The organism is Actinotalea ferrariae (assembly GCF_019733465.1).
Lineage (GTDB): Bacteria > Actinomycetota > Actinomycetes > Actinomycetales > Cellulomonadaceae > Actinotalea > Actinotalea ferrariae_A.
On the sequence record NZ_JACVQL010000014.1, the window covers coordinates 15,677 to 35,106 of the forward strand.

Genomic DNA, 19,430 nt, shown 5'->3' on the forward strand with positions numbered 1-19,430 from the left:
TCAGCCCTTCCCCTCGGCGGCGTCGGCGTACTTGCGGACGATCAGCTGCACCCACAGCGACACGGCGCGAGGCGCGACGTCGGCGAACGCCGGGAAGATCACACGCCCGGTGCGGATGCGCGGCGGGAGCTGCCGGCGGGTGTGCCGGGTGACCTTGTGCGTCCCGCCGGTCTTGGAGCGCCGCTGGTAGGTGGTCACGGCGTTGCGGTCAGCGCCGAACTCCCACGCGTGCCACGACGCGACCGGGACCAGCCCTCCGCGCAGCTTGCGCCGCGACGTCGCCGCGACGGCCGTGGGCGGGTTCCCGGCCTTGACCCGGGCGCCCTGGGCGAGCACGCGGGCGTCCATCTGACCGGTCGCGTGCTGCGCCACGACGGACTTCCACACCGGGCCGATGGTCTGGGTGGTCGACCGGTTGATGTCGTTGCGCAACTCCCGGTCCGCGGCCTTGAGCGCCAGGGTCGCGGCCTGGAGCTCACGTGACTCGCGGACCGAGAGCATGGCGCGTCAGACCGTCGCGCCCAGGACCGGCTTCTGCTTGCACGCGAGCGTCACCGACGCGGTCGCGTACTGCCGCGTGGTGCCGCCGATGGGACCCGCCGCGAGGACGATGTCGACGTTGAACACCGGCATCCCGGTGCCCTTCTTCGGGACGAACTGCGCGGCGACCTCCTCCCCCGCGTTCTCGTGCAGGTAGCGCGAGAGCGAGTCGGGCGTCTCCCAGTCCTGCACGTAGTCGATACGCGCGGTCCAACCGCCGGAGCCAGCGGCGTCGGAGTGGTCCTCGCCGATCGGACCCTGCCACGTCACCGTGGACTCGGACGGCGGGGTGAACAGGACCCCGCTGACGGCCTTCTCGTAGTTGTCGGCGTCGATCTTGAGCGCGTAGTCCTTGAGGACCAGCGGCTCGACGGCGATGGTGGTCATGGTGTCTCCTCGGTGCTGATCGTGATGCCGGCATGGATGGTGAGGGTCCACGAGTGGACGGTCTCGTTCGCGCTGACGGTCCGGACGGCCCGGTCGAGCACGTAGGACGGTGAAGACCACAGCAGCGGCAGGACGAGCTCGAGGAACCCGTCGAGGTCGGTGTCGGCGCGCGCGGGGTCCTGGTGGGGCGTGTAGAGCGCGAGGGTGTACTCGACGCGGTAGTGCCCGTTCGGTGCGGCGTCCAGGTGCCCGACCTCGTTGACCCACAGCGCGACGGTGCGCCTCGGCACGCCGTCGAGCGTCCCCGGGAACCCGATGACGCGGACTCCTGGCGCGAGGGGCTTGAGCAGGTCGACGAGACCCTGACGGAGGTTCACAGGACCCTCCCGACTCGCCGCGGGCGCAGCAGGTTCTTCACGGTCCAGTCCATCGGGAACACCGTGACCTGCAGTCCGTCGACGCCGATCTGGTTGCCGTCACCCGCGAGCCCCGACCGGTACAGGGCTCGCGCCTGCATGATCTGCGCGAGCTTCCACCGCTCCGGGATGGTGGTGACACCGTCGACCGGCCACGTCCCTGCGGGCAGGAACGCCACGCACTGCTCGTAGGCGGCCTGGAGGTAGGAGGCGAGCACGGTCAGGTCATCGGGGGCGTCGGCCCACTGGTCCATCGCCTCCTGTGGTGTCACCCACATGCTCGCCTCCTCCCCCAAGCGTTCAGTCGGCCTGGCGGGCGGCGCGGACCGCCTCAACGTCGAGGCCGAGGTGCTCTGCGATCCGCTCGTCCGTCTCGCCCTGCACGGCCATGACAGCTGCCTCGCGCGACTGCGCGGACGTCACGGGCGTGTCGCTCGCCGGTCGGGTGGCGGCGCGCTGGCCGCGGGGCCGGCTCACGCGACCAGGTCCGCGACGACGACGCCGGCCACCGAGGACGGGGTGCGGTCCTGGAGGCTCGTGTAGCCGAAGACCGCCAGGTCTCGGCCGCCGTTGGCGACGTGCTCGGCCTCGACGCGCACCGGCGTGCCGCCGCCGAACTCCTTGAAGACCACGGTGGCGCCGTCACCCACGAGCACCTTGCCCAGAGCGCTCGCGCGACCGGACGGACGGATCCGGAAGCCGTCGAGCTGGCCCTCCTCCAGCCCCAGGGCCATCGTGAGGAACTTCAGGCCCTTCTGCTCGAGCGTGAAGAGCAGGTTGCGGTACAGGTCGCTGCCGACGATCGCGAACGACGGGTTGAGGTCCCGGCCGATGAGGTCGAGCGACCCGTCGACGAGCGCCGCCAGACCGGCGTCCACGCCCGTCGGCACGGTGCCGGGCGTGAACGTCGTGGCGAGGTCGAACAGACCGTCGTGCGTGTCGAGGTCCGTCTCCTTGCGGTACGACTCGACCTGCGCCTCGACGAAGGCGCGGAGCACGTCGCTGTCGCCGAAGTCGATGTAGCGGCGGTCGAGGTCGGCGCCGTGTGCCCACCGGTCGGTGAGGTAGTCGACCGGCGTCGCGGTCATGCCGCTCGTGGGGATCGCGGCCTTGTTGCCCGAGTACTTCTGCACGAGCGGCTTGGTGCCGAAGTGGAAGCCCTTCTGGCGGTAGCTGGTCAGCGGCGCGGTGGCGACGAGCGGGATCCACTTGCGGGCGTAGGGCACGGTGGCCCAGACCTCGCCGAGCCACTCGGGCGCGGCCGTGATCTCGCCGAGGCCGTCGCCGTCGTTGTCGCCGTCGTCGTGCGTGACGTCTGCGAGCGCGGCGAGGAGCTTGTCCTGTCCCCCGCTCTTGAACGACGACGCCAGCAGCCGGAACACCTGCTCGGCGGTCTTCGTCGGCTTGCCGCCGCCGTGGGGGGTCTGGGTCAGGCCGGCCGCCGCGGCAGCCGTGAGGGTCTCGCCCATCTCGGTCTCGCTCTCTGCCGACTGCTCGGCGTCGTCCCCCTCGGGTGCGTCCTTCGGGGTGGTTTCGGTCTTGTAGGTGCTGGTGGTCTTGCGGACGTAGGTCACACCGTCGACGGTGATCTCCTCGACGGACTCCGACTGCGTGCTGCTGTCTTCGGCGAGACCCTCGGGCAGGTCCCCGGCGTCGGCGGCGAGCAGGGTGGCGCCGTCGAACGCGGGGCGCACGACGGCAGCGGCGCCGGTGAGCAGGCCGCCGAGCAGCTTCCCCGCGCGGATGATCGGGTTGTCGACCTCGACGGACGCGGACGCGCGCAGCTCCACGCCGGGCGTCGGGTTGGTCTTCGCCTGCTCCGCCTCCTCGAGCAGCGCGTCGCCGGCGGGACCCTCATGGACGTGGAAGGACGCGATGAGCGCCTCCTCGCCCCACTCCAGGCTGGTGCCGGTCGCCAGGTCCCGCCCGGCGATGTGTCGGTCGTTGAGGCGGAGCACGCCCGGGTCGTCCGGCAGGGTCACGCAGCCCCGTGAGGCGAGCACCTTGCCGCGGTTCGTGCGGCCCTCGCCGTAGGGCAGGAGGCGGTAGGTCAGCGTCCGGGCGCCGGCGTCGGCCGCGAGGAGGCGACCGGCGATCTGCATGGTGGTCATGGGTCAGTCCTCCAGTGCCGGACCGGTGCCGGCGTCAGGCGTGGCGAGCGCGGACAGGTCGAACTGCACGTACTGGCCGCGGGGCAGGACGTCGTCCTGGGACAGGGCCTCCTCGAGCGGGAGCGCCCACGAGCGCAGCGTCAGGTCGTAGTACGAGCTCCGCCCGATCGCGTTGTTCTCGTAGTCGATCGACGAGCCGTTGACCTGTGACGCATCGATGAGCGACGCCGGCATGTCGAGGAAGCGGGCGATGTCGAGCGAGACGGCGTTGCGGCCCTGGACGAAGAGCTCGAGGGCCTGGTCGCCGTGGGCGTGAACCTCGAACCCGCGGGGGGTGACCATGACCGTCCCGTCATCGTCGGCACGGGCGGCGATGTAGGAGGCGCGGATGTCGCGCATCTCCTCCTCGTCGAGGTCTTCCTCACCCGTGTACCGGATCTCGGTGACGGGCACGGGGTTCTTCACGCGGGCGGACCATCGCTCCTCGAGCAGGCGAGCGCCGCGGATGGTGCGCGCGCCTGACCGCAGGAGCCCCTCGTCGAGGCCGGGGATCAGCAGGTAGGTGCCGGGTGGGATGACCTGGTCCTTGCCGCCGAGCTTCACGACGATCTGACCGTCGACCTGGCGCCACTTCGTCGGGTCGATTCGCAGGGCGTCGAGGATCGGCGCACGACCGGATCGGGCGTCCGCAGCGCCGAGGTCGAGGAGCCAGAGCGACCAGCCGTAGAAGATCAGGTCGTCGATCGTCCAGAGCGTGCGCAGGCGCGGCGGGAAGTACGCCGACCGCGTCAGGAAGGCCGGCTGCTCCGCGAGGCGCACGCCGTCGTTCCCGTACGCCACGAGGGGCTGCCGGGCGAGGACGTCCGCGATCAGGTGCCGCCCCCGAGCGACGGCAGGGATGCTCATGGCCTCCGCGCGCGTCACCGCGACTACCTGAAGGCCGAACACGTCAGCGGCGACGTTGATCGCCGGTGCGAGGTGGGACTCGCCTGCGAACGGGGATGCCAGGGCTCGGGACGCCTGATTTGTCTCGGCATACCGGTCGACGGCTGATGCCAACCGGAGCCACGAGAGCAGCCCCACGACGCACAGTCTACTCGTTATCTGACGGCGTGTCAGGAAGATGCTGACGGTATGTCAGATCATGCTGCGACGATAGCGAGCCGCTTCCGCTCGGGCCGTCGGTCGTAGGACCACAGCGCCAGCGACGCGGCCACGATCGGGCTGATCGGCGCACCGGAGTAGTCCTTCGGCCCGAACGCGCGCCCGGACTTGGAGACGTCCCTCCAGGTCAGGTTGCCCACCGCGGCGTCGAGGTCGTCCTGGCCGAAGTGCCGCAGCCGGCCGGCGTTGACCTCGTTCACCAGGCGCGAGGCGGCGCCCATGATGTCCTTCATCTGCAGCCGCTCGACCTTCGGCGTCGGCTTGCGCAGCCGTGCGAGGGCCGTGGCTGGGTCGCGGTTCGCGCCGATGTCGTCGTGCGCCACAGGGCACCCGGTCACCCGCGCCGCGCGGTGCGCCGCAGCCGCGACCCACCCCGTGCCGAGCTCGTGCGCGACGACCTCGACCATGGCGTTGCCGTCCTCGTCGCGCCACGCGTAGACGATCGAGGCCGACGTCGAGTCGTAGGCGCAGTCGAACGCGACTCCCACCCGCTCGGGACGCTCGGTCCGCTCGACCTTCGCAGCGGCCCAGCGCGCCGACGCGATGGCATCGGTGGAGGCGTCGATCGGGAACCGGCACAGGTACTCGCGCTCGAACTGCGCGCGGCCCATCGCCTTGAACCGCGCACGCATCTTGCGCAACGTCGTCAGCGTGCGCCCGTCCGCGTCCGGCGTCAGACCCGGGTGCACCCGCAGCAGTACCGCCTCGTTCAGGCCGATGAGGTTGCCCTCGTCGTCGAGGTCCACCGCCTCCTCGTCGTCGCGGATCGAGTAGTCCACGATGCCCGTGAGCTCCTCGTCCTCGGGCTGCTCGCCGCGCCCGTCCTGGAGCGTCTGCCACAGCAGACCCGCACGCGACTTCGACGGCGTCCCCGCCACGATCGCCTGCCCCATCGGGCGCGTGTCCAGCAGCGGCAGCGCGCCCGCCTGGAGGTCCGCGGACTTCTCGACCGACAACTCCCCCGCCTCGTCGAACAGCTCGACGTCAGCAGCCTCCGACCGGAACGCGCCCGCCGAGGGGGCCACCACCCAGATCACCGAGCCGTTGTCGAACTCGATGCGCTCGCGGCCGTTCGACCACCGCAGCTGCCCGATGCCCTCCTCGAAGCCGTGCGCCTCCAGCTCGCGCATCCGCTCCCGCATGATGTTCCCCGCGCGCGTGCCATCCTGCGCGGTCGTCACCACCCGGTAGCCGGGGATCAGCGCGCACCGACCCAGCAGCACCGCCCACAACGTCGTCGTCTTCGTCGACCGCCGCGGCATCAGCACGCCGACCGTCGGGTACAGCGGCGTCCCGTCCGAGCACTTCGCCTCGAGCACGCCGGCCAGGACACGGCCCTGCACCGTCGGCGCCTGCCCGAGCATCTGCAACCCACGCTCGTAGGCGGAGACGTCCGTGTCGGCAGGGATCTCGGACAGATGAGTCGGCTCAGCCACCGGTGGCCTCCGATCGCGACGGACGGGGAGAGAAAGAGAGCGGACGGGGACCGTGGGCTGTCAAGCCCAACCTAAAAACGATCATCAGATTCCTCGGATCCCTCGGTCTCGAGCTGGCGGGAGCGCGCGCGGGTTGGTCGCGGCTCGTCGTGCGTTGGTGATGGCGGCGCCGCGTTGTCCGCCGGCGGCTTGGTTGCAGCGGGAGTGTTCGGGCCTGGTGTTGGTGAGGTCGTCGCTGCCGCCGAGGGCGCGGTCGAGGATGTGGCCGACGTCCCACTTCATGGCGAGGGTGATGGGTCGTCCGCAGCGTGCGCAGGGCCACATGCCTTGGGCGTGGATGCGGGCTCGCCAGTGGGCGCGGGCGGTGGTCACCTTGCGCCCGGACCAGCCGCTCACAGCTCACCTCGGCGGCGAGCCTGGTCGAGGTGGAGGCGGCAGTAGCCGTACCCCTTGTGGCGTCGGGTGCAGCCTTCGATGGCGCACCCCCGCGGGGTCTCTCGTTGCGCCTGCCACGCGTCGGCGTTCGCCTTGCGAGCGTGGAAGTAGTGGGCGCCGCAGAGTCCTCGCGCCTGGATGGGCTTGGTGCAGTCGGTGATGGTGCAGGTCTCTACTACCCAGTGAGCTCGGTGCTGGGCGTAGTGCTTCTGGCATCGGCCGGTGGTGACGGCGGGCTGGTTGCAGAGGGGCTCGCTGCACCCGTCTTCGGTGATGGTGATGTAGGCACCTCCGCGCGCTGTGGCAGCGGCTGCACGTCGGATCGCGGCTTCGAGCTGCTCGACGTGGAGGATGTGGGCGAGCGGGTCGGAGGCTGTCAGCTGGCGCGTGAAGAGGCTGTGGCCGCCTCCGGTTTCGGCGTGGTGCTCCATCTCTGCGTCGATGCTGAGGATCCCCCGAGTGCGGGCTCGCTGCTGGTGGGAGCCGTACTCGCCGACGGTCTTGCTGCGGTGTTGTGTGGCGATCATGCGGAGGCCGGCGTAGAGCCACGCGTACCAGTGCGGGTCGGCTGGCGCGAAGTCGGCCTTCTCGGCGACGCGGACGCTGGCGTCCCAGAGGTACGACTCGAGGTCGTCGAGGAGGAGGGCGTCGTTGGGGTGGTGGTAGATGCGCCGACCCTCGATGCGACTGACCTTGCCGACGATGCGCTCGACCTCGGGGTCGTCGAGGAGCTCGCGCCAGTTGTGCTCGGCCACGTCTGTGTCAACCTCCTGCGTTCATGCGGCGCGCCGCGATCGGACGGTGTTGAGGATCGTCAGCGGGTGGCACTGGTCTTCCCACATGCCGAGAACGGCGGAGTACTCGGCGCCACCGAGTCCTCCGAGCTCGTTCTCCAGCCAGGCTTCGAGTGCTTCGACGTCTTCGGTCATCTCGTCCCAGTCGGGCGTCCGCGCCTCGGCGTGGACCCGTTGGCCTTGGACGACGGAATGATGAAGAACTTGACCCTTGATGGAAGTACTTCCTGATGGGGGGGCGCTCACCGCCCCCCTTCGAGAGTCGTCTACCGCCCCCCCTTGGGTCGTCCACCGCCCCCCTTCCCTGGTCGCCGTCAAGCCCCGAAGGGGGACGGTCGCCGCCCCCCTTGTTGATAGCGGGGACGGTGAGCGCGTAGGTGTTCGCGACGCCCTTGCCGTACTGGTTCCCGCCAGCCGATGTGAGCCTGAGCCAGCCCTTGGTCATCAGGGCGCGGACGGCGTCCTTGGCGGTCTTCTCGCGCACGCAGGCATCGGCGGCGATCCGCGCCCAGCCGGGGTGGGCGTTGCCCAGGTGCTTGTCGGTGTACGACGCGATGGTCATGAGCACGCGGTACTCCGCGTGTGTGAGGTCGGCGCCCCGGAGCTTCTTCTGCCAGGAGAGCTTCGAGAGCGCCGGGGCGCCATCGCTCATCCCTCCTCGCCCTCGGTGGGCACGGGCTCCTTGTCGGCGTTGTACGAGCCGCACCGTGCGCAGTACGCGCCCGGCTCGAGCCGTCCGTGGCAGACGCCGCTGCGGATGATCTGGAGGAGGTCGCAGTCCTCGCGGTGCCACTCGCGGACGACGAGCTCGGGACCGGTCCCCGCGGGGCTCTCGATGATGTCGACGTGCGCCTCCCACGACAGGCAGTCGTGGCAGGCCGTGATCGTCTGACCCTCTGCCGGGTAGTCGACGGCGACGTACACCCCTCGCTTCGGGCCCTGGTACGGCTTGGGGATCTCGTCCCACGGTTCCCACTCGATCGTCACGATCATCGGGCGCTCCTGTCGAACCGGTCGAGGCGCACGAGCAGCTCGGCGATGTCGTCGCCCTGCCGGTCGTCGCGGCAGCGCTGGCACCGGAAACCGCGCACGCCGTGGTGCCTGGGTCCCCCGTTTACCCAGCACTCTGGCGGGTGTGGTGGCTTGTGGAAGCGGCTGCCGGCGATCGCCGCGTTCGCGGTCATGTCCCTCATCGCTTGGTCGCCCACGTCGCGACCGCGTAGACCTCGCCGTCACGCATCTTGATGAACCACCGCTGCTCGCCGGGGACGGCGACCCAGGCGAGGACGGCGTCGAGGGTCTTCTCGAGTGCTGGCGCCTGCGGGTACACGAAGACGTCGATCTCTCCGGTCTCCGGGAGCCAGTGAACGGAGACGATCGAGCGGCGGCCGTCTTCGCCGGGCTGGCCGTCCCTCTCGTAGACCTCCGCGCCGAGGGCACGCAAGGCGTCGAGCTTGTCGTCGACGGAGAGCCGCAGCGTCTCCTGGTTGAGGCACTCGCGGTAGTCCTCGCCAGCGTTGAACGGGCGGGCGTGGCGTGTTGCGCGGTCGCATGTGGCGCAGCGCAGGTCGGCCATCTTGGCGCGCGCCTTCGCGGTGCGGGTGGTGCCGCACTGGTTGCACATGGCGAGGACCGTGTCGCCCTCGACCGTGTCGGGGGCTGGCTGTACGGTGGTGTTCATCTTCTGCTCCTGGGATGGGGTAGGAGTCACGCCCGCGGGTCGCGCCAACGACTGCGCGGGCTTCTTCACGTTCGGCGTCGACATCGTCACGACGCGTCCCGGGTGTCGCTGGCCTGGTACTGCTCTTCCAGCCACGCCTCGACGTCGTCCTCGCGGTACATCACCCGCCGGCCGACCTTGAAGCTCTTCGGGCCTCCCTCGCCGCGAGCGCGGTACCAGCGGAGGCTGGCGACGGGTACGCGAGTGCGGGCCGAGGTCTCGTCGAGCGTGAGCAACCGTGCCGTCATCACATGCCTTCCTTGTCGTGGCTGACTGTGATTTCCAGTAGACCAGAGTCCCTAGTTACACGCAACTACCAACGCGTGTAAGGTCGCGCCATGGACAGTCCGAGAGACAAGGCGATCGGCGAGAACGTCGTCAGGCTGCGCGGCCCGCTGTCGCAGGCGGCCCTGGCGGACGCCATGCGCGCCCGAGGCTGGAAGTGGTCGCAGGCGACGGTCTGGAGTGTTGAGCAGGGCGAGCGGCCTCTGCGCCTCGCGGAGGCCGTCGACTTGGCTGGCCTCCTCGAATGTGAGATCGAGGATCTGATCGCTCTCGACTACCAGATGATGTTGACGATGGGCGCGCGCAAGGTCCGCGAGAGCGCGCACGCGCTAGAACGTGCGATCGGCGACTACCACATCGCTCGCATGGCCCTAGGACTTCTCGTCGAGAAGGTGAACGGGCGCCGTGACGTCAACCTCGGACCGTCCCAGGAGGCTCTCGACCAAGGTGCTGAGCTCGTCGAGAAGGTTCGGCTTGCCGTAGAGACGGGTACCCACGATGGCATCGATCCAGAAGCGCCCTGAAGGCAAGTGGCGGGCCCGCTACCGCGACGAGGCGGGCAAGGAGCACGCCCGCCACTTCGACCGGAAGACCGACGCGCAGCGGTGGTTGAACGAGGTCACGGCATCGGTCGTCACAGGGCAGTACGTCGCCCCGACGGCCGGGAAGATCACGCTGCGCGAGTACGCCGAGCAGTGGCGCGCCAACCAGGCACACCGGCCGTCGACCCGAGAGCAGGTCGAGCGGCACTTCCGCCGGCACGTGTACCCGTCGCTCGGCGACCGTCCGCTGTCGACGATCCTGCCGTCAGACCTCAAGGCACTCGTCCGCCGGCTGTCTGTGGACCTCGAGCCCGCGACGGTCTCGGTGATCTACCGGCACCTGTCTGCGGTGTTCAAGGCCGCGGTGCTGGACCGGCGGATCGCCTCGTCGCCGTGCGCGGGGGTGTCGGTCCCGAAGCCCCGTAGAGCCAAGGTGGTACCGGTCTCGACGGAGGCGGTGCAGCGGCTCGCCGAGGCAATGCCCGAGCGCTACCGCGCGCTCGTGATCCTCGCGGCCGGCACGGGCATGCGCCCCGGTGAGGTCTTCGGCCTGACGGTTGACCGAGTCGACTTCCTGCGACGTCGGGTCATCGTCGACCGACAGCTCGTCACCGTGGCGGGTCGTGAGCCGTTCCTTGGTCCCGTGAAGACCGAGTCGTCCGACAGGATCGTGCCGCTCCCCCAGGTCGTCGTCAACGCACTCGCCGCGCATCTTGCGGTGTTCCCGGCTGCGCCCGACGAGCTCGTGTTCCGGACCGCAACGGGTCGCCCGCTGCGCCGCTCTACCTTCGGCGACATCTGGCGCGCCGCCGTCACAGAGGCAGGGATCGAAGGCCTCGTCCCGCACGGCTTGCGGCACTACTACGCGAGCCTGCTCATTCGGCACGGGGAGTCGGTGAAGACGGTGCAAGAGCGGCTAGGGCATGCGTCGGCGGTCGAGACGCTAGACACCTATAGCCACCTGTGGCCGGACTCCGACGACCGCACGCGAGAGGCCGTGGATAGCGTGCTGCTCGGCACGGCAACCACCACCGTGCCGAGCGAGCGCGCGCTCTAGCGACCGCAACATGCCCCGTCCTGCAGCCCCCATCGGAGGTACCTGCCATGCGAACCATCACGATGACGCTGCGTGCCGCGCCTGAGCACGTTGGCGCCGTAGTGCGAGCCCTGGAGGCGGGCGGGTACCCCGTCCGTGTCGACCCAACGTGGGTTGATCCAGATGGTCGGCAGTACCTCGAGGTCCAGGACATGGTGCCGACCGCCTCGGCGGAGGAGCAGCGGGGGTTCCATGAACACATCGTCGGACTGCTTCGTGAAGCTGCGGTCGAGGCAGATCACGCAGGCAGTGGCGTTGTGGTCGCGGGCGGGACGTCGTTTCATCGCTGGATCGCCGTCGCCCTCAATGGCGAGCCAGTCGCACGGATCTTGGCGGCGGACGACGCCGACATCGCTCGGCAGCTTCCCGACATCGCGGAGGCGTTCGGAGTGAGTGTCGATGACCTGGAGTGCGCTCGCCCGGACCCGTGGCCGGCGATTCCCGGCGACTGATGCGGACTCCTCGCGGACCGCGGACGCCACTCTCTCCCGTTCTTGCAGGTCACGGCATCGTGAGCGGATGAGTCGGCCGGTACGCCGGGTTCTGTCCCCGCACCCGGTTGCCCCGGTGCGGGTGGCGGCCATCCATCTACGACGTACGTTGCCGCACGCCTCCAGCGGCCTACCCGGGAGCTCGGGCGAGCAGCCCTCGAACGCTCCCTGTCTGGCCTTGCTCCAGGTGGGGTTTACCTAGCCGCACCGGTCGCCCGGTGCGCTGGTGGTCTCTTACACCACCGTTTCACCCTTACCTCGTGGTCCGGCCGAGGCCGATCCACGAGGCGGTCTGCTCTCTGTGGCACTGTCCCGCGGGTCGCCCCGGGTGGGTGTTACCCACCACCTCGCTCTGCGGAGCCCGGACGTTCCTCGGCACCGGTCTCCCGGTGACGCGACCGCCTGGCCGACTCATCCGTGACCAACGTTACCCGTGCCGGACGCCCCGCCGGCACGGACGCCTTCCCCAGCCCGACTAACCTGCTCCGGTGCTCGTGCTCCTCCCGCCGTCCGAGGGCAAGACGGCCCCCGTGGACGGCGCACCCCTCGACCTCGGCGCGCTGAGCGGCGGTCGCCGCCTCACGGCCCACCGCCGCCGCGTCCTCACCGCGCTCGTGCGCGCGAGCCGGCGCCCCGACGCGCTCGACGTCCTGGGGGCCGGTGCCTCGCTCGCACCCGAGGTCGCGCGCAACACCCGCCTGCGCGCGGAACCGACGGCCCCCGCCCGCCACGTGTACACCGGCGTCCTGTTCGGCGCCGCTCGCCTGGACGACCTGCCCGACGACGACGCGCGCAGCCGGTCCGACCGGACGGTGCGCGTGGTCTCCGCGCTCTGGGGCGTCGTCACGCCGTCGGACCCGATCCCCGCGTACCGGCTCTCGATGGGCACCGACCTGTCGGGGGTCGGACCGCTCGCGCGGTCGTGGCGCGAGCCGCTCGCGCGCGAGCTCGACCCCGTCGCGCGCGACCGGCTCGTGGTGGACTGCCGCTCGGCCGCGTACGCGGCGGCCTGGACGCCGTCGGGCGGCCCCGGCCACGTCGGGGTGACCGTGCTGCGCGAGGAGGCCGGGCGGCGCACCGTCGTCTCCCACTGGGCCAAGCACACGCGCGGCGTGCTCACGCGGCATCTCGTCACGCGCGCGGGCGCGGAGCCGGGCACACCCCAGCAGCTCCTCGACGCCGCGGGCGAGCTCGTCGGCACGGCGCTCCTCGACGCCGACCTGCGCCCCGGCCGCCGCACCGGGACCCACGAGCTCCAGCTCGTCGTCGGCTGACGTCGGCGCAGCCGACGTCACGCCGGGTCGTCAGGGGCCGGTGCGCGCCAGGCCGAACGCGACGCCCGTCCGGCCCTCGCCGGGCTCGAGCACGAGCGTCGTCAGCTCGGGTGAGCCGCCGTCGGTGTCGGTCCACGCGACGGTCCCGTCGGGGAACGTCGCGGGGTCCACCCGCACGACGTACCGCCCGGCGGGCAGGCCGCCCGCCCGGAAGGAGCCGTCGGGCGCCGTCCGGACCAGGACGCCGACGTCGTCGGTGCCGCCCGGCAGGCCGTCGGCGCCCAGGTGCACGACGACCACGCGCACGCCGCCCGCCCCAGGGTCCCCCGCACCCGCCGCGCCGTCGACGTCGACCCAGACCCGGCCTGCGACCGACGCCGTCCCCGTGACCCCGAAGTCGAGCCCCGCGACGTCGGCGCCCGCGAGGGTCAGCTCGCTCACCCACGGGCTCCCCGGGCCGTCCGGGTCGGCCGTCGGGACGGTGCCCGTGCGCAGGTCGCCGAGCACCGCGACGTGGGTAGGTCCGTCGGGCAGGCCGTCGGCAGTCCACGCCCCGCGTGCGCCCGTCGTCGCGGTCACGACGACGTCGTCGCCCGAGCCGAGGAGACCGTCGCCGCCCGCGCCCGTGACCAGGACCTCGACGCCGTGCAGACCCGCCTCGGTCCGCTCACGGACGCCGTCGGCGTCGGCGTCCCACCACACGTGGCCGCTCACGGCGTGCACCTCGGGCGCGACCACCGTGACCGACGCGTCGGCGTGCGCCGTCGTGGTCCCCCGGCCCCGGATCGAGACGTCGAGCGAGACGGGCAGCACGGCGCCCGCCGCGGCCTCGGGGACGTCCGCGACGCGCGCGTCGAACGCGATCGTCAGCGCCTGGCCGTCACCCGTGGCGTGGCCGCCCCCGAACGTGACGACGATGCCGCCGGGCACGCCGCGCGCGCGCCAGCCCGCGGGCAGCGGCGCACCGTCGAGGCGGATGGTCGACGTCGCGCTCGCGCGCTCGAGCCCGGTCGGGAGCATCACCCTCACCTCCGCGGCGGTGAGGATCTCGCCTGCGGGTAGACCGACCGAGGCCTCGACCCGGACGCGCTCGCCCACGACCGCGTCGCCGGGGCCGTTCCCCGGCTCGTCGATCGCGGTCCGGAGCATGAGCGCCGCCGTCGGCACGGGCATGCGCTGACTCACCCAGAGCCACGGCGGGTCGTAGAACGGGTCGCGCGCGACGTGGTCGAACGCCTCGTCGGGAGGCGTGAGTGCCGGAACCGCGTCCAGCACGTCGTCGGCGTTCATCGCGACCCTGGGGTCGAACCAGAGCTCCTGCTGGATCGCCACGGCGTCGGTGACGACCGCGCGGTACACGACGACGACCACGCGCGCCTGCGCTGTGGGCTCGGTCAGGTCGCCGAGGAACCAGCCGACCCGCTGCCCGTCCGGGGCGAGCTCCACGGCCTCGAGGTCGCAGCCCGGGGTCGTGCACGTCACCGAGTCCGTCCCGGCGTAGGTGACGCCGTCCGGGAGGGTGTCGAGGACCGTCACGTCGTTCGTCGTCACGTGTGCCGGCAGGACCACGTGCTCGGTGAGGGTGAGCTCGTCGCCCGGGAACACCTGCACGTCCGGCGCGAGGTCGTTGCCCGCGGGCTCGGGCGTGGCGTACGGGACCGAGAAGGTCGTCGTCGAGTCGTACCGGTCGCCCCCGGCGGGGCTGGCCGCGGTGCGCTCGCCCGGCACGTCCCCGGTGAGCGACGTCGCGCTGATCTGCTGAAGGCCGCCGACGCGCGCCGGGACGTGAACCGTGCCCGGGGAGACCTCGGCGTCCAGGAGGGCGAGGGCCGACCACGACCCGACGAGCGTCTCGAGGTGCCAGATGATCGTGCGCGTCGCCTCGTCCCAGACCCCGCCGCCCGCCGGCAGCTCCTCGCCGTCCTCGAGCGGCCCGTCCTCCCCGGTGGGGTGGAGGTCCGGGTCGAGCGTCACGACGGCGACGACGTCGTGCGCCGTCGCCCCCTCGTTGTTGAAGTTCACGTGGAAGAAGATCGTGTCGCCCGGGGACGTGTACCCGTACGGCGAGCCCTCGCTCACCGAGAGCGAGACGTCGGGCTCGACGACCGGCACGCTCCAGGCGCCGGTCACCGACTCGGGCGACCCACCCGTCGGCGTGACGACGACGTCGACGCTCGGGTGCAGCACCGTGCCGTGCGTGGCGGCGGCGACGTCCGCGACCCGCGCGACCACCCGCACGAGGAGCTCCTGCCCCTCGCCGGTGTCGTGCCCCGTAGGGAGCTCCACGCGGACGCCGTCGGTCTCGACCGTGACCGCCGAGCCGGCCGGCAGGGGCGCCCCGTCCAGGGTGACCACGGGGGCCTCGTCGGAGAGGGTCAGCCCGTCGGCGAGGCTGACGTGCGCCGAGGCCGCGTCGACCGTGCCCGGCGGCAGCGCCGAGCGCGCCGCGAGCGCCACCGACTCCCCGATCGTCGCCTGCGACGCGCCGTTGCCCGGCTCGTCGACCGATGTCGCGGAGGTGAGGACGAGCGTGGGCGGCGCGGCGACGGACGGGCCCACCACGACCCCGGTGAGGACGAGGGCCGCGGCGCCGACGAGTGCGGCACGTCGTCGGCGCTCGTCCCAGCGGTGCCGCGGTGGCGCGGCTCGGCGGTGCCGGCCTCGGACCTGCTCGGCTCGGACCTGCTCGGCCCGGACACGCTCGTCGTCGACGCCCTGGCGCACTGCGCTCACCCCCGACCGGGCGCACTCCCCCGCGGTGCACAGCCCGGGCACGCCCCATGGTGCTCCTGCACGGCACCCGCCGGAAGGGGCCGGCGGGTCGGGTCTCCACGCCGGACGACGCGCTGGCGTCAGATGTCGGTCGGCATCCCGACGACGGTGACCTCACGCTCGCCGTCCGCCCACAGGCGCAGGATCGTGAGCGAGGCGGGGCCCACCCGCACGGACGCCCACACCGACGACGGCGCGCCGAGCGTCGAGCCGATCGCCGCGCGGATGACCACCGAGTGCGCGACCACGACCACGGTCCGGTCCACGCCGCCGTCGCGCAGGCGCTCGAGGCCGGCCGACACGCGCACGCCGACGTCCTCGATCGACTCGCCGGCCGGTGCACGGAACGCGGCGTCGACGTGCCAGCGCTTGAGGTCACCCGGCCAGCGGGCCTCGATGTCCTCGGCCGTGAGCCCCTCCCACTCGCCGAAGTCGCACTCGGCGAACGCGTCGTCGACCACGACGGGCAGCCCGAGCCGGCGGCTCACGGCACCCGCGGTCTCCTGCGTGCGCACCATCGGCGACGCGTGCAGCGCGCTCGGGTGCGGCACGTCCGGCCACAGCCGACGACCGATGCGGAAGATCGTGTCGGCCGCGCGCGCCGCCTGGATGCGCCCGGTCGACGTCAGCGACGGCCCGGGCACCGCGCCGCCCGAGTAGGCCTTGGTCTCGGTCATCGGCGTCTCGCCGTGCCGGACCAGGACGAGGGTGACCGGCTCGGCGTCGTCGAACCGCATCGCCGCGCCGGACGGCCGCCGGGCGCGCGCCGGGCGCCCGGGCCCCACCTGCGGGTCGACCGCGTCGTCGGGCGCAGCGTCGTCGCGCGCTGCCTCGTCGTCGGGCGCTGCGTCAGGCGCTGCGTCGTCGTCGGACGCTGGTCCCTCCGGGTGGTCGCGCCACACACCCTCGCGCGCATCCATCGCCTCGTTCGCGAGCGCGTCGGCGGCGGCGTTCTGCGCGCGCGGCACCCACGTGTAGGTCACGTGGTCGGCGGGCAGCACGGCCCGCGCCTGCTCGGAGAGCCGCCGCATGTCCGCGTGCTTGACCTGCCAGCGGCCGGACATCTGCTCGACCACGAGCTTCGAGTCCAACCGCGCCTCGACGTGCGCGTCCGGGTCGATGTCACGCGCCGCCTCGAGCCCCGCGACGAGGCCTGAGTACTCCGCGACGTTGTTCGACGCGAACCCGAGGTAGCCGGCCCGCTCGGCGAGCAGCGCACCCGTGCGCGCGTCGCGCACGACGGCGCCCCAGCCGGCGGGTCCGGGGTTCCCGCGCGACCCGCCGTCGGCCTCGACGACGAGGCGGCGGCTCACGACGCGCTCGCGCGCGCCTCGGCTCCGCGCACGAGGATGCGCCCGCACTCCTCGCACCGGACGACCTGCTCGGGCGGTGCGGCCTGGATCTTGGCGACGTCGCTCGGGTTGAGGTCGAGCCGGCAGCCCTCGCAGCGCCGCCCGCGCAGCGCCGCGGCCCCGAGGCCGCCCAGCTGGCCGCGGAGCCGGTCGTACAGGGTGACGAGCCCGGCGTCGAGGCCCTCGGCACGCTGGGCGCGCTCCGCGGTCACCTGCGCGACCTCGGCGTCGATCTCGGCCAGCGCGCCCTCGAGCTGCGCGGCGGCCTGCTCCTGCTGGGCGAGCACCTCGTCCCGCGCCTTCGTCACCTCGGCGAGGGCCGACTCGTGCGCCTCGAGGCGCTCCATGACCTCGAGCTCGACCTCCTCGAGGTCGGCCTGCCGGCGCGCGAGCGCGGCGATCTCGCTCGTGAGCGCCTGAGCGTCCTTCGCGCTCACCGCGGCGGACTCCAGGCGCGCCTGGTCGCGCGTCGCGCGCGACCGGACCTGATCGACGTCGGCCTCGGCCTTGGCGACCTCGCGCCTCAGGTCACCCACCGCGGTCCGGGAGGTGACGAGCGCCGCCTGGAGGTCCGCGAGGCGCGCGGCGAGCTCGGTCGCGCGCTCGTGCGCAGGGTGGGTGCGGCGCTGGTGCGTCAGCTGCTGGAGCCGTGTGTCGAGCGCCTGCACGTCGAGGAGTCTGAGCTGGTCGGCGACGGGAGCTGTCGTCACGGGTCCTCCGGGAGAGTCAGGGCAGGGGGGCCGAGGCGATCCGGGCCGTCCAGGGATCGGTGCGCCGGGTGCTGACCTGGGTGTCCACCGTAGCGCCCCGCCCAGCGACGTCCTCGCGCAGGACGCGTGCGGCGGACTCGAGCCACGGCCACTCGCTCGCCCAGTGGGCGACGTCGACGAGGAACGGACGCCCGTCCCGGGCGTCGCGCCCGGCGGCGTGCGCCTCGAACGCAGCGCGCTCGCGGAGCTCGGACGCCGGGTGGTGGCGCAGGTCCGCCGTGACGTAGGCGTCCGCGCCGCTGCGCCGGACGGCGTCGAAGAGCGAGTCGCCCGAGCCGCCGACGACGGCGACCCGCGCCACCTCGCCGTCGAGGTCCCCCGCCACGCGCACGCCCTGCTCCGTCGCGGGGAGCCGCTGGGCGACCCGCTCGGCGAACTCCCGCAGCGGCAGTGGCGGGTCGAGGCGCCCGACCCGGCCCGTCCCCGCCGTCGCGGGCAGGACCGCGAGCTCGAGCACGTCGAACGCGGGCTCCTCGTAGGGGTGCGCCCCGCGCATCGCCGCGACCACGGCGGCCCGCCGGGCCCGGGGCGCGATCATCTCGAGCCGGTCCTCCTCGACGCGCTCGACGCGCCCCCGCTCGCCGATCGCCGGGGCCGCGCTGTCGCCGGGCACGAACGTGCCCGTGCCCGTGCTGGTCCACGCGCACCGGCTGTAGTCGCCGAGCGCGCCGGCACCCGCGTCGCTCATCGCGTCGAGGACGCGCTCCGTCGCGTCGAGCGGGACGAAGACGACGTGCTTGTCGAGGCTCTCGCCGGGCAGCGGCAGGAGGGGCTCGAGGTCGACCAGCCCGAGCGTGGCCGCGAGCGCCTCGGCCACGCCGTCGGCCGCGGCGTCCGCGTTGGTGTGGGCCACGTGCAGCGCGCAGCCGGCGCGGACGAGCCGGTGGACGAGGGCACCCTTGAACGTCGTGGCGGCCACCGAGTGGACGGGCCGCAGGAGCAGCGGGTGGTGCGTCACGAGGAGGTCGGCGCCGACCTCGATCGCCTCGTCGACGACGTCGGCCGTCGGGTCGACCGCCAGCAGCACGCGCCGGACCGGCTGCGCCGGGTCGCCGCACACGGTCCCGACCGCGTCCCAGCCCTCGGCGGTCGCGGGCGGGTAGCGCCGGTCGAGGAGGGAGACGACGTCGGCGAGGGTCAGCGTCGTCGTGGCCGGGCTCGCCGCGGCAGCGATCGTGCCGGCCGAGCTCGTCGCGGCGGAGGTGGTCTCGTCCGTGCTCGTGTCGTCGGCGCTCACGACCGGAACGCTACCGGGAGCGCAGCACGCTCACCGGGTCGCCGACGCGCACCGTGCCCGTCCCCACGGGCACGAGCCGGACGCCGAACCAGACCTTGCCGTCGCGCCGTCGGTGCGTGGCCAGCGACCGCAGGGGCTCGTGGCCGCGCGCGCCGGTCGCGGGGTCGAGGCCGATCACGGCGCACCGGTCGCAGTGCTCGGACACGCGCATCTCGACGTCGCCGACGGTGATCCGCTGCCAGGAGTCCTCCCCGAACGGCTCCAGCGCACCGTCGACGACCACGTTGGGCCGGAAGCGGGCCATCGCGAGCCGCGCCGGGCGCGAGCCCGCGGCCGCGCCGCACGCGGCGTACCGCTCGGCCCACGTCTGGGCGACCCACCGGTCGACCAGCCCGAGCGACGGCGTCGTCGTCAGGAGGAGAGGGCCGGTGTCCGCGAGGCTCAGCACGTCGCCCTCGCGACCGCCGTGCTCGGCGCTCACGGACCGGCGCCGGGGGTCCTCGAGCCACACGAGCCGGACGGGCCGGCCGAGCGCGTCGCCGAGCCACGCGTGCGCGGCGCCGTCGGCCAGGAGCGCCGTGCCCACGCGGGACAGCGCGACCTCGACG

The 19,430-nt window shown here is 72.7% G+C and carries 24 protein-coding genes and 1 other RNA gene; 4 read left to right on the top strand and 21 right to left on the bottom strand.

The window, feature by feature from the left end:
• From ICW40_RS01155 to ICW40_RS01225, 15 genes are all read right to left on the bottom strand, one after another.
• Complete coding sequence (locus tag ICW40_RS01155; protein WP_221651957.1) at positions 1–501, bottom strand: hypothetical protein; 501 nt, start codon at positions 499–501, stop codon at positions 1–3.
• Positions 502–507: 6 nt separating this feature from the next.
• On the bottom strand, positions 508–927 hold the full coding sequence (locus ICW40_RS01160; RefSeq protein WP_221651958.1) for a hypothetical protein: 420 nt from the start codon (positions 925–927) through the stop codon (positions 508–510).
• Positions 924–1,304: a hypothetical protein gene (locus tag ICW40_RS01165; RefSeq protein ID WP_221651959.1), complete on the bottom strand. Its 381-nt coding sequence runs from the start codon at positions 1,302–1,304 to the stop codon at positions 924–926. Before ICW40_RS01165 ends, ICW40_RS01160 begins: the two co-directional genes overlap by 4 nt.
• On the bottom strand, positions 1,301–1,621 hold the full coding sequence (locus tag ICW40_RS01170) for a hypothetical protein (protein ID WP_221651960.1): 321 nt from the start codon (positions 1,619–1,621) through the stop codon (positions 1,301–1,303). The genes ICW40_RS01165 and ICW40_RS01170 overlap by 4 nt, the downstream gene beginning before the upstream one ends.
• Before the next feature lie 22 nt (positions 1,622–1,643).
• Positions 1,644–1,820, bottom strand: a complete 177-nt coding sequence (locus ICW40_RS01175; protein WP_221651962.1) for a hypothetical protein — start codon at positions 1,818–1,820, stop codon at positions 1,644–1,646.
• Positions 1,817–3,454, bottom strand: coding sequence for a hypothetical protein (locus ICW40_RS01180; protein WP_221651963.1), 1,638 nt, complete (start codon positions 3,452–3,454; stop codon positions 1,817–1,819). The genes ICW40_RS01175 and ICW40_RS01180 overlap by 4 nt, the downstream gene beginning before the upstream one ends.
• A 3-nt stretch (positions 3,455–3,457) precedes the next feature.
• Complete coding sequence (locus ICW40_RS01185) at positions 3,458–4,360, bottom strand: phage portal protein (RefSeq protein ID WP_221651965.1); 903 nt, start codon at positions 4,358–4,360, stop codon at positions 3,458–3,460.
• Between the two features lie 236 nt (positions 4,361–4,596).
• Complete coding sequence (locus ICW40_RS01190) at positions 4,597–6,054, bottom strand: hypothetical protein (protein ID WP_221651967.1); 1,458 nt, start codon at positions 6,052–6,054, stop codon at positions 4,597–4,599.
• Positions 6,055–6,138: 84 nt separating this feature from the next.
• Positions 6,139–6,378, bottom strand: a complete 240-nt coding sequence (locus ICW40_RS21725) for an HNH endonuclease signature motif containing protein (protein WP_374199119.1) — start codon at positions 6,376–6,378, stop codon at positions 6,139–6,141.
• A 68-nt stretch (positions 6,379–6,446) separates the two neighbouring features.
• Positions 6,447–7,244, bottom strand: a complete 798-nt coding sequence (locus ICW40_RS01200) for a hypothetical protein (protein WP_221651970.1) — start codon at positions 7,242–7,244, stop codon at positions 6,447–6,449.
• 21 nt (positions 7,245–7,265) lie between these two features.
• Positions 7,266–7,529, bottom strand: a complete 264-nt coding sequence (locus tag ICW40_RS01205; protein ID WP_221651971.1) for a hypothetical protein — start codon at positions 7,527–7,529, stop codon at positions 7,266–7,268.
• Between the two features lie 402 nt (positions 7,530–7,931).
• Positions 7,932–8,276 (bottom strand): hypothetical protein, encoded by a 345-nt coding sequence (locus tag ICW40_RS01210; protein WP_221651972.1) that lies wholly within the window; start codon positions 8,274–8,276, stop codon positions 7,932–7,934.
• Complete coding sequence (locus ICW40_RS01215; RefSeq protein ID WP_221651973.1) at positions 8,273–8,467, bottom strand: hypothetical protein; 195 nt, start codon at positions 8,465–8,467, stop codon at positions 8,273–8,275. Before ICW40_RS01215 ends, ICW40_RS01210 begins: the two co-directional genes overlap by 4 nt.
• A 5-nt stretch (positions 8,468–8,472) precedes the next feature.
• Positions 8,473–9,054 carry a hypothetical protein gene (locus ICW40_RS01220; protein WP_221651974.1) on the bottom strand — a complete coding sequence of 194 codons (582 nt, stop codon included), beginning with the start codon at positions 9,052–9,054 and terminating at the stop codon, positions 8,473–8,475.
• Positions 9,051–9,251: a helix-turn-helix transcriptional regulator gene (locus tag ICW40_RS01225; protein ID WP_221651976.1), complete on the bottom strand. Its 201-nt coding sequence runs from the start codon at positions 9,249–9,251 to the stop codon at positions 9,051–9,053. Before ICW40_RS01225 ends, ICW40_RS01220 begins: the two co-directional genes overlap by 4 nt.
• 90 nt (positions 9,252–9,341) lie before the next feature.
• Here ICW40_RS01225 and ICW40_RS01230 point away from each other — a divergent pair, with 90 nt between their 5' ends.
• Genes ICW40_RS01230 through ICW40_RS01240 form a run of 3 tightly spaced genes read left to right on the top strand, consistent with a single transcriptional unit; the run spans position 9,342 to position 11,378 of the window.
• Positions 9,342–9,812, top strand: a complete 471-nt coding sequence (locus ICW40_RS01230) for a helix-turn-helix domain-containing protein (protein WP_221651977.1) — start codon at positions 9,342–9,344, stop codon at positions 9,810–9,812.
• Positions 9,787–10,887 carry a tyrosine-type recombinase/integrase gene (locus ICW40_RS01235; RefSeq protein ID WP_221651979.1) on the top strand — a complete coding sequence of 367 codons (1,101 nt, stop codon included), beginning with the start codon at positions 9,787–9,789 and terminating at the stop codon, positions 10,885–10,887. Before ICW40_RS01230 ends, ICW40_RS01235 begins: the two co-directional genes overlap by 26 nt.
• A gap of 47 nt (positions 10,888–10,934) precedes the next feature.
• Positions 10,935–11,378, top strand: coding sequence for a hypothetical protein (locus tag ICW40_RS01240; RefSeq protein WP_221651980.1), 444 nt, complete (start codon positions 10,935–10,937; stop codon positions 11,376–11,378).
• A 64-nt stretch (positions 11,379–11,442) separates the two neighbouring features.
• Here the strand turns inward: ICW40_RS01240 and rnpB are convergent.
• An RNA gene (gene rnpB, locus ICW40_RS01245) (RNase P RNA component class A) lies at positions 11,443–11,831 on the bottom strand.
• Between the two features lie 74 nt (positions 11,832–11,905).
• Between rnpB and ICW40_RS01250 the strand changes: the two genes are divergently transcribed.
• Entirely contained in the window at positions 11,906–12,691 is a 786-nt protein-coding gene (locus ICW40_RS01250) for a YaaA family protein (protein WP_221651981.1), read from the top strand.
• A 30-nt stretch (positions 12,692–12,721) separates the two neighbouring features.
• Here the strand turns inward: ICW40_RS01250 and ICW40_RS01255 are convergent, their stop codons facing one another.
• From ICW40_RS01255 to ICW40_RS01275, 5 genes are all read right to left on the bottom strand, one after another.
• Entirely contained in the window at positions 12,722–15,424 is a 2,703-nt protein-coding gene (locus tag ICW40_RS01255) for an MSCRAMM family adhesin SdrC (RefSeq protein ID WP_221651982.1), read from the bottom strand.
• A gap of 119 nt (positions 15,425–15,543) precedes the next feature.
• Positions 15,544–16,776 (bottom strand): bifunctional RNase H/acid phosphatase, encoded by a 1,233-nt coding sequence (locus ICW40_RS01260; RefSeq protein ID WP_221651984.1) that lies wholly within the window; start codon positions 16,774–16,776, stop codon positions 15,544–15,546.
• The gene (locus tag ICW40_RS01265) at positions 16,773–17,525 is read right to left on the bottom strand and encodes a zinc ribbon domain-containing protein (RefSeq protein ID WP_221651985.1); all 753 of its coding nucleotides are present in this window, start codon (positions 17,523–17,525) and stop codon (positions 16,773–16,775) included. Before ICW40_RS01265 ends, ICW40_RS01260 begins: the two co-directional genes overlap by 4 nt.
• Before the next feature lie 16 nt (positions 17,526–17,541).
• Positions 17,542–18,726, bottom strand: a complete 1,185-nt coding sequence (locus tag ICW40_RS01270) for a Nif3-like dinuclear metal center hexameric protein (protein ID WP_260458619.1) — start codon at positions 18,724–18,726, stop codon at positions 17,542–17,544.
• 106 nt (positions 18,727–18,832) lie between these two features.
• The coding region (locus ICW40_RS01275) for an MOSC domain-containing protein (RefSeq protein ID WP_221651987.1) at positions 18,833–19,430 on the bottom strand (598 nt) is incomplete at its 5' end.